Below are 8772 nucleotides of genomic sequence, written 5' to 3'. Positions count from 1 at the left end.
CGAAGTGAGTCGTAATGCGTTCTGAATATACTGAACTCAGCACACTGAATATGGCACTGGACTTACTTCACTGATGTCCCGATCGAATTGGGTTTGCTAGCGTTTTATTCATCGATGTCGGTTCGTTTTGTACCACTCAACCCCCAAGTTCATGATCGATCGCGATCGGGGTAACAAAACCAACTGTCTTGGAATGAAGGTATTTTATCACGTTCTCTTGCTATTTTTGGACGATGAGCGAATCAGAGGACGGTGGGTTCGGGGAGGTTGCTCGATCCGGGTTGGAATTGGTTTACGAAAGTACCGGTATCTATCTGGATGATTTCTGCCAGGAACTGGATCTCTCGTCTCAAAAAGGTGGAGAAATAGCAGAGTTGCTTGCTGAGAATGGTTATATCCACCGGACAGAAACTGAGCGTCAGGGGGATACAACCCACTTTTTAGAACCAGTCGAAGATGGGGAATCCTTCCCAGAGATCCTCCGAGAAATCCTTCTGGAGTACCCTGAATCGGGACAAGAAGACCGGGGTTCCGATAATCAGGGATACACACTGGATGATTTTCCTAACCTCCAAGATTTAATTGGTGACCAGACGGAACCTGCCGTAAGGGCTGTCCTGGGTAATCAGAGTAGTGAATACGAAATCAGGCCGACGTTTGGCCAAGGTGCTATATCGGATATCCCTTACATCCCAATTGAACGGTCTGATGAGACTACGACAACTCAGCGTGGGATATACGTCGTATATCTCTTTGATCCGAATGAACGAAGGCTCTATCTTACGCTAAATCAGGGATCCACCGAGGCTCAGCGCTGTTCCAGTAGAAAAGATATCAGACCAAATTCATCAACTATCCTTGAGCGGCATGCGGAACGGTATCGAGAATTGATCGATGTCCCTAATGGATTCACCGCTGACCAAGCCAGCCTTTCACCAGAATTGAACCGATCCAAAGGGTACAACAGTGGAACCGTCTTTGTTAAAGAATACGGTCCTGATGATCTGGAGAATGTGGGAACTGTAGTAGCTGATCTCGTCACGGCAGTAAAAACATACAATCAGTTCATAGACCGCCTCTATTCTACGCCAAAATTTGATATCAGGGACAAAACAATCTGGGCAGTTTCGCCAGAAGGTGGTGATTTTTGGCCGGTTTGGGCCGAGAATAATTTCGCCTCTATCGGGTGGTCCGTCGACGACATAGGAGATAACCTATATGAGCCAGCGGGAGAACGGACACAGGATTCAGAACGTCAGATCTACAATTTCCAATACGGAATTGAAGCGGGGGACATAATTGTTGCCGGGTCAAATGTATCAGGGATCGATGTAGCATATGGGGTTGGTAGGGTGACTGCTACTTTTGAAGAGTTCCCTGGCACTAAAGGGGTTGAAACCCATGACGATATTGCGGCCACTATAGATTCGGTGAAATTTGACCACTCCCAATTTATTGGTGTCGACTGGGTGACCACCGGTACGATTGCTACAAATGGCGGGGTGTCGGTGAATTGTCTTAAGTCGGGTAATGAACTCTTCCATCAATGGACAGTACATGAGTTCGATGCGAGGCTGGATCACTTCATTGGCGCCCTCTCCCGTAGAATGGAAGTTGTCGATTTAACCAGTGATGTCGATGAAACGATTGAGAAATTTGTTGAGACACTGCAGGTGGACCGTGTCGACAACAAATTGGGGGGCAGTGAAGAGAATCACGAGGAAGGTGAGCCTGAATGCGAAAAACCAGATACTTTCGGCGAGTGGCAGGCTAAACGACCTTCTGTCATCGAAGCGGCTGAAGGTGAAATAGAATTGTCGGACTTGGTCTTTAGATCAGGAGAAGAGACACGGATCTTGAATCGGATCCAATCTGCATTAAAAAACGGCAAGCACGTGATTCTCACCGGCCCACCTGGGACTGGAAAGACGAAACTGGCCCGACACGTGGCCCGCTATTACGTCGATGAGGAACACAAGATGGTCACGGCCTCCGCAGACTGGTCTACCTTCGACACCATCGGAGGTTACCGGCCAGAAACCGATAGGAGCCTCGAATTCCATCCTGGTGTCTTTCTCGACCGATTCATGGCCAACAATGGAGAGACACCAAAGAATGAATGGTTAATCATCGACGAGCTCAATCGAGCTGATATCGACAAGGCATTTGGATCCCTCTTCTCTGCGCTTACAGGAGAAACCATCACGCTGCCTTTCGATGAATCCAATGATGATCCGGTTACGCTCATCGGAGACCCAGAGAACGCGGAGGTCTCATCACTAGCGCCGAATCACTATTTTATTCCATCTGACTGGCGCCTCCTGGCGACAATGAATACCTACGACAAGACCTCTCTGTACCAGATGAGCTATGCTTTCATGCGCCGATTCGCATTCGTCCCGGTATCGATCCCTTCCGAGATTGACGATGAGCTAATTCAGGAGTACGCAGAAGCGTGGTACGAGAATCCTATTTCAGACGAGACCGCTGCTATCACTGCCGAACTTTGGGAAACGATCAACGAGGTTCGAGCTATCGGACCCGCGATCATTAGGGACATGCTTTCCCAAGTTCGAGACAGGGAGTCATCGGAGTTCACTGATGCTCTCATTATGTATGTCATGCCACAGTTGGAAGGGCTACCGAAGAGAAAGCAGCGGAGTTTCCCTGAGAAAGTTGCAGCTGTGAACGACGAATATGGGGCGATCGTCGATATCGATCAACTGAAACAATTTGCTCGAGAATATTTCGAGATCGAATTCACAGACGAACATGGCGACTGATCCCAGAAAATCCGAGCTGAACGATGCCCGGACACCAGCTGACACGCTCGTCAGAGAGGTTGCCTCATCCTTTAGTGTATATCTCGGCCGTGGGATACAGTTAGACCCCATCCTGGAGGATATAGACCCCACACTCAACATCGAGAGCTTAGACGAGTTGTTGGATATTCACTTCCTCCTTTCGGGCCGGAAGCTATCATCAGAGGCTGAACGACGACCCCCGAACTTGAATGTCGACGTACCAGTGACGATGGATATCGGCGTGATGGATTTTATGTCGCTACTGCAGCGACGCCTACGCCGGCTTCACACCACCACTGAACGGGAAACGCGGGTGTTCGAGGGCGAATTGCGAGGGCGAATTGACTGGCAGGAGACAATCAAAACCCGGTACCGCACAGGTAATTCGGACGAACTCACATTTGCCTGCCAACTTACCGAGGAGACGATAAAAATGCCGAAGAACCTCGTCCTCTGGGAGCTTTTGACAACTATTCGTGACTCTCACTCCCGAGCCTTGGACCTCATTGAAAATGAAAGCGAAGCTAAATGGTTTGATCCTTGGCAAGGTGAGACAGGCCTCCGGAGTAACCTCGATGCGGGACTCACTGATGTTCATCTGAGCGAACTCGAGAACGTCGAGGTCCAGGTCAGCGATCGGATGGTACGAACAGTTAGTGAAGCACGGAGCCCTCTCTATCGAGAGGCGGCCAACCTGCTCGCTTGGTACCGTCAGCTCAAACGTTACGATATCGATCCTAAGGAAGCACAGGCGCTGCTTGGACGCCAGCTGTTCTATCCAGACCCGGAACGCGAGGACTACGATGAGGTACCAACTATCTTTGAACTTTATTGGGTATTCAAACTTTTAGAAGCATATGACAACCCCCGCCTTCAGTTGATCACCGGGCCAACTGATCTCGTTGCTGCCTGGCGTGAGTCAGAGACGCAGTATGAACTCTATCACAACTGGACAGGAGGAGACCTACTAACATTCAAACCACCGATTTTTGACCGCGAAGAGTTGGCGGACACCGGGAATGGTGACCGGTATCTTCGGCGATTGGATTACCTTTTGACTCATCAAATGGAATCTACAAGCGCGATATTCGGTCACAGCCGCCCATCTAATCCAAGCGAACTTCGACCAGATTTCGCGTTACTTCGGCGGAATACCGAAACCAAAGCGATCGAACGAATTGCGATCGGTGAAGTAAAATACACCCGAAGACCGCCAACTGCTGCCGATGGCCTTGAGGAACTCTTGAAATACATGATATACGCACGGAAAACACGCAGTGAGAACGAGTCTGAGAATTCGTACTTTACTAACAGCCCAGACCATTTCGACACACGGAATATACATGGATTTCTGTGCTTAGATCAGGTTCCACACTCTGCAGTCGGCTATCCATCAGTTGATATTCTCGAATTTGGTGACAATTTCCAGCGACCATTTTGACCCTCTATAATGAATAGTACGCGCTGGACGGTTGGTATAGGCGTTAACTCAGGTCAGCCGAGTCGCTGATCAACCAACAGACATCTTCTTCGAGAGATGAAGAAGGCCATTTTCAACGAAGTAATTAAATATACATATTTAAGAACCGATTCGATATACATTTGCGACACTATACGTCGGGATCGTGCTCTTAGTTACAGGGGTATCAATAGAGCTAATAAATCAGTCTATAGTAGTTACCGGAGTGCTTCTATCCGTATGTACTGCAGTCTGTCTGTTCACGCTATATCATATTGTATGATAGAAATATGACATTACTGAAGGTGAAGGTTCCTCAGAACCGGACAGTCACAAATAAAAGTAAATAACCAAGGGTCAGGTGACCCGTAGAACTCTCGCTGTTTCTTTAGAGTTTAGACTATTATAATTCAAACTATTATAGTTCTACCCCCGAGGAATCTAATGATGATAATAACCCGTGCTCTTCAAGATTAGTTATTCGTCGAGATACTGTCTGTGATGTCCGATCAGTCATGTTACAGAACATCGAGGAGAAAGCCCACGACTTCAGTCGTGGGATGAATCCGACAATCCACTACGTATCCCACCATTCGATCGCAGCCACACCCCATTTCAGGCATCAAACCGACTGGATGACTGGATCCCGTACACCCTCTCAGATAGTTACGCCTAAAGAAAGTCCGAAATGCCCATATTCTCAGTGTCGTCGCTGTCGTGAGTAATGAATCCGTGGTCGGAAGCAGCGTTTTTAATCAAATACTTCCGCTGGATAGTGTTCATAGCACGGCTATCCAGATTATCCAAATAATCTTCGAGTTCTTCTTCTGTCTCAATTACAAAATATCCTTGTGAATAGCCGGCGACGGGGATCTTGTCTTCTTTCAGGATTTCTTTAATCAGCCCTCGAGTAACTGGGAATGATTCTACCTCATCGATCCCCAGTTCGTCGCTGATTTCTCTGGAACTAATTGGATTGTCTGACCCTCTATGATCAAGGAGCATTTCTCGGATTTGATCGCGAAGGTGCTTAGTCGGTGCGGTCATGCCAAGTACATGACATTCCATTACCAAAAACTAGCGGGTTGCTGATATGAACGGCTAACCGAGAGTTAGGCGTGGTTGCTGATATAATGCGAGCCGAGTTCGTATTCGAGGAGCTGGGCTACGTGGTCGTTCCCGCAGTCCCGTGCGGCATCAATGGTTTCGAGCATTGCATCATCCAACCGTTTGTCTTCGACCGTTCGGTATTCGCGGTTGTCCGGTATGTCGACGTGCCGAAGCGTTACTCGTGGCGGCTGTTGATTGTCTCGTGCCGACTCTGTGGTTGCCATACTATCACTGTAAACCCGTATCCTACTAGTTTTTTCCCCATCAACTGGGCGCTCACCGATCGCTTACTCTTCCGCAACTAGTTCGCGAGCTCGGGAAAGTCGATCGGTGAGTTGTGCATGTGGCTCCATGTCTATTTCTTCGCATTTAGAAATATACCGTTCTAAGATTGCGACTTCATCATCGTACCGGTCGTCTTTGCGATACACAATCGCTAGATCTCTGTAATATGAGCGTGGAAGACCAAACTCTGGCTTCGCCTCGCATTCGGCCTCTGCATAATCTACACACCACAAAAGCAATTCTTCGACTTCTTTGTGTGCTTCACGCCGTTTGAGAGATTTGATATCCTCTACTGCATCGGTATAATGGTTATATGGTTGCTCGTCAACTCGATCGAATGCCCACTCTTCTCTTGCTTTCAGCTCTTCAATGGGTTTTGCTTCAATTGGGTTCTCTGATTCGACTGTGTTCGACTCCACTTTGTCGGAACTTGTCGTATTCTTGAATTTGTAGTAGCTGTAGCCTGCGTAAGCAACGTTCACGATTCCAAATGTCCAGAACGTCAGTACAATTATCACAAGGTGGATCCAGATCGAGCCATACTTGCTGGGTAATTTCACCTCTTCACTCACAGAATCATCATCAACAGGGGCGTCGATCGGATCGAGGCCTTGTTCGTTCCGAGAAATCTGTTCGCGAACTGCAGTGACAAACGTTCGACCGTAGTTTTCCAGTGTTTGAAAGTCCTTGGAGATGCCTTGTCCCTCGAGTGTGACTTTCCGCATGACATACCCTTTGTCGTATTCGATGCTGGCGATATCCTCTAGTCGGAAGTCTTTCGAGCTCTCTTTGATGAATCCTTTTTTGAATTCAATCACTCGCTGATTTGTGAGAACTAGCTTCGACGCTCGTGCGTCGGTCAGAAAGACTGCGTCGTACACGTCGATTGCGTAAATAAATATTTCATCACTGTACAGCAGCGACGAAAGTGCTGATCGGCGTTTGTCGTCTAGTTGGTCGATCGAACTGTATTCTTTCAATGAGACCATAATTCAAGTGGAATGACATACCTGTTAAATGGTGGTGTCATTCTCTCGGAAATCGCGGCTCCTTTTATACTCCATCCGGACGTCGAACTGAGTGCGTGAAAAGAGATCTACTCAATCGGCTCAAGCTCGGACGCGTCGAACTCCTCATTCAAGTAGGCGTGGCCCTTGTCGGTGAGGCGGTAAAGACCGCGGCTCCAATTTTCAACGAGACCGTATTTATTGAGTACGCGGAGCCGATCGCTTGTTCGGGGTTTGCTTGTCAGTCTTGGTATCACAAGTATAGGGGCAGTTACTCAATCTCGATCAGACAAGAATGAGGAGTCAAATGTGGAAGTCAGTGGCACAGCAAATACAAGTGCGAAGTGAGATACGTGAGTCATAATTTCTTTTGAATATGTTTGACCGGGCTGAGTTGCCGTGGTTACTTATTGTGGAAGCTTTCTGCGTATTGTCTCCAGTTTGATTTGAACTGTTGCACTGCCTCCCAGATGTCCCAGTCCACAGCAGGCTTCTGATTTTCTCGTCTGTAAAGTTGATCAATATGCGTATACCCATGAGCCTGGTCAACACGAACAATCTGTACTCGTTCTTTACTGTTCGAGTCGTTGTAATACACCACAACTGCAAAATCAGATGGTTGGTTGAAGCTGGGGTTCGCCCGTACATGGAGAAAGTAGCGGTGGTCACCATATATTCCCAAATCATCTGTATATTTATCGGTCATATTTGAACTTTTGTCCACCGCACACCCGGCGTTTTGTTCAATTTTGTGTTAGAACCGAGAGTATATATATGTTGACCTACAATGTCAACATAGTCATGGAGCAACATGATGGCAGTTCGGAAATGTACAAGCCATCCTCTAGATAACAGGTGACTCCTGGTACACTGACAGCAGTATAACCACGGTTGAAATAAATTGTGTGGTGGTCAATATGGCGACAAGCAAGCAACTGGACCCTGAAATCCAGTATATCCGTCAACTGGCGGAATCTGGATTTTCTGATGTTTTGACTCTCCGTCGAGACACTGCAGAACGGGTTCTTACAAAAAAACGTGTTGAGTTGATTAAAGAAATAAGCGATCAAAAGGTAGACTCTGTCCGTGACTTGTCACGGCGTGTCGATCGAGATGTGAGTATCGTCAGTAGAGATCTCGACATCTTGTTCGAAGCAGACATAATCAAGTTCGAAAGGAACGGACGTGCAAAACAACCTGTGCTTGCACATAAAAATGTCTTCGTTGAACCGATCGTGTATGATGGAGCTGTCCTTACGGAATAGTCTCCAATTATATATTGACAGCTCTGTTAAAGTTGAAACTACCAGCCTCTGCCAAACTTTTATAAATTGTAATTGGCTACTACTTGGCATAAAAATGCCTCTATGTCCAGATTGTCGTGATGACACAATGCGGAACCTGATTCAGAAAACCGAACAAGTCTGCGACGAGTGCGGAGAGAGGTTCTAAACAATGCCGCTTTGTCCTGGCTGCAAAGATGAGACACTAATCCACACTGCCACCTTCTCGGAGGGAAAAAAGATAAATAAACGAACCTGCGACGAGTGCGGCAGAGAATTTTGAATGACAGACAACGAGGGCAGCAACGGCAAAGAGGCCAGAAGTAGTGATGCTGATGTAGATCTCTCTCAGCTGGCCCTCGAAGAGATACGGCTCCGATATCAAGAGGAATCGGACCGAAGAACCTCAGTTGAATCAAAAATCGGTACTGTACTGACCGTGGATGCGATCATCGTCTCCGTAGTCAGCATTTTCTCTAGCCAAAACATGATGCATTATGCAGCGATGGCAGTTGCACTGATTTCAGTGTTCAACGGCATCCGAGCTCTATGGGTTCGGGACTACCACAGTCCTGGGCTCGATATAGAAGACTATCTGCAGTATATCGACGATCCGCCGAAACCGATTCGACGGGAACTCGTGAAATCTTATCTCACAGTGATCACGGGCAACGAGGAAGCTGATGATCCGGAAATGTTCTTCAAAGGAAACAAAACTAGGAACGACGAGAAATTGGAGAAACTAGATCAGTGCTTGAAATTGACTGCTGTATCACTAACGTTAGTGATTCTGCATCCTGTTCCGGGCATGATCTAAAACCTCC

The 8772-nt window shown here is 47.4% G+C and carries 8 protein-coding genes and 1 pseudogene; 4 read left to right on the top strand and 5 right to left on the bottom strand.

Annotated features, from left to right (window positions below; translation table 11 throughout):
* Positions 1-233: 233 nt before the first annotated feature.
* Together AArcSt2_RS15745 and AArcSt2_RS15740 are read left to right on the top strand one after the other, a co-directional pair.
* On the top strand, positions 234-2783 hold the full coding sequence (locus AArcSt2_RS15745) for an MrcB family domain-containing protein (RefSeq protein WP_250585990.1): 2550 nt from the start codon (positions 234-236) through the stop codon (positions 2781-2783).
* Entirely contained in the window at positions 2773-4245 is a 1473-nt protein-coding gene (locus tag AArcSt2_RS15740) for a hypothetical protein (protein ID WP_250585988.1), read from the top strand. Before AArcSt2_RS15745 ends, AArcSt2_RS15740 begins: the two co-directional genes overlap by 11 nt.
* 690 nt (positions 4246-4935) lie before the next feature.
* Here the strand turns inward: AArcSt2_RS15740 and AArcSt2_RS15735 are convergent.
* From AArcSt2_RS15735 to AArcSt2_RS16895, 5 genes and pseudogenes are all read right to left on the bottom strand, one after another.
* Positions 4936-5310 carry a hypothetical protein gene (locus AArcSt2_RS15735; protein WP_250585986.1) on the bottom strand — a complete coding sequence of 125 codons (375 nt, stop codon included), beginning with the start codon at positions 5308-5310 and terminating at the stop codon, positions 4936-4938.
* A gap of 65 nt (positions 5311-5375) precedes the next feature.
* Positions 5376-5597 (bottom strand): hypothetical protein, encoded by a 222-nt coding sequence (locus AArcSt2_RS15730; protein ID WP_250585984.1) that lies wholly within the window; start codon positions 5595-5597, stop codon positions 5376-5378.
* A 63-nt stretch (positions 5598-5660) separates the two neighbouring features.
* Positions 5661-6647, bottom strand: a complete 987-nt coding sequence (locus AArcSt2_RS15725) for a PH domain-containing protein (protein WP_250585982.1) — start codon at positions 6645-6647, stop codon at positions 5661-5663.
* Between the two features lie 107 nt (positions 6648-6754).
* Positions 6755-6886: pseudogene (locus AArcSt2_RS15720) on the bottom strand (PhiH1 repressor); the annotation flags it as partial.
* Positions 6887-7068: 182 nt separating this feature from the next.
* Positions 7069-7371 carry a DUF7718 family protein gene (locus AArcSt2_RS16895; RefSeq protein ID WP_425493677.1) on the bottom strand — a complete coding sequence of 101 codons (303 nt, stop codon included), beginning with the start codon at positions 7369-7371 and terminating at the stop codon, positions 7069-7071.
* 211 nt (positions 7372-7582) lie between these two features.
* Here AArcSt2_RS16895 and AArcSt2_RS15715 point away from each other — a divergent pair, with 211 nt between their 5' ends.
* Together AArcSt2_RS15715 and AArcSt2_RS15710 are read left to right on the top strand one after the other, a co-directional pair.
* Entirely contained in the window at positions 7583-7930 is a 348-nt protein-coding gene (locus AArcSt2_RS15715; RefSeq protein WP_250585980.1) for an HVO_A0114 family putative DNA-binding protein, read from the top strand.
* Positions 7931-8231: 301 nt separating this feature from the next.
* Positions 8232-8765 carry a hypothetical protein gene (locus AArcSt2_RS15710; protein ID WP_250585978.1) on the top strand — a complete coding sequence of 178 codons (534 nt, stop codon included), beginning with the start codon at positions 8232-8234 and terminating at the stop codon, positions 8763-8765.
* The last annotated feature ends 7 nt before the right edge of the window (positions 8766-8772 follow it).

The sequence above is a fragment of the Natronocalculus amylovorans genome, assembly GCF_023638035.1.
Taxonomy (GTDB): domain Archaea; phylum Halobacteriota; class Halobacteria; order Halobacteriales; family Haloferacaceae; genus Natronocalculus; species Natronocalculus amylovorans.
The sequence above is the reverse complement of the archived record's forward strand: the minus strand, read 5'-3'. Positions and strand labels throughout refer to the sequence as shown.

Excerpts from the sequence above, each read along its gene's own strand:
- AArcSt2_RS15730 (WP_250585984.1), bottom strand. The coding sequence starts at position 5,597 with ATGGCAACCACAGAGTCGGCACGAGACAATCAACAGCCGCCACGAGTA.
- AArcSt2_RS15725 (WP_250585982.1), bottom strand. The coding sequence starts at position 6,647 with ATGGTCTCATTGAAAGAATACAGTTCGATCGACCAACTAGACGACAAA.
- AArcSt2_RS15715 (WP_250585980.1), top strand. The coding sequence starts at position 7,583 with ATGGCGACAAGCAAGCAACTGGACCCTGAAATCCAGTATATCCGTCAA.
- AArcSt2_RS16895 (WP_425493677.1), bottom strand. The coding sequence starts at position 7,371 with ATGACCGATAAATATACAGATGATTTGGGAATATATGGTGACCACCGC.
- AArcSt2_RS15735 (WP_250585986.1), bottom strand. The coding sequence starts at position 5,310 with ATGACCGCACCGACTAAGCACCTTCGCGATCAAATCCGAGAAATGCTC.
- AArcSt2_RS15710 (WP_250585978.1), top strand. The coding sequence starts at position 8,232 with ATGACAGACAACGAGGGCAGCAACGGCAAAGAGGCCAGAAGTAGTGAT.
- AArcSt2_RS15745 (WP_250585990.1), top strand. The coding sequence starts at position 234 with ATGAGCGAATCAGAGGACGGTGGGTTCGGGGAGGTTGCTCGATCCGGG.
- AArcSt2_RS15740 (WP_250585988.1), top strand. The coding sequence starts at position 2,773 with ATGGCGACTGATCCCAGAAAATCCGAGCTGAACGATGCCCGGACACCA.